General features: G+C 56.3%; 1 protein-coding gene. It reads left to right on the top strand.

Translation table 11 applies throughout. From position 1 onward, the window contains the following. The coding region (locus EII11_RS10705) for a hypothetical protein (protein ID WP_165867182.1) at nt 1-229 on the top strand (229 nt) is incomplete at both ends.

Genomic DNA, 229 nt, shown 5'->3' with positions numbered 1-229 from the left:
AGCATGATCAGCTTTATTAATGGTGCGCGTTTTGACGGGGCAATGCCAGGCAACGACATCCACGCCCTGTCCTACCTGTTGCATGGCTCTACGCTGTCAACCCCTTTCCTAGCTGTTGTGGGTAAGGAGCTGGAGAAGACCGAGAAACGCTTCACCCACACCGGCCATTCTTGGGCCCGGGCTACCACCCACGCAAAAGGCATGGCCAACCTCTTCCCCACAGAGAAAG

The sequence above is a fragment of the Schaalia canis genome, assembly GCF_003858455.1.
GTDB classification, from domain to species: domain Bacteria; phylum Actinomycetota; class Actinomycetes; order Actinomycetales; family Actinomycetaceae; genus Pauljensenia; species Pauljensenia canis.
This window is presented reverse-complemented; position numbering and strand designations above follow the sequence as displayed.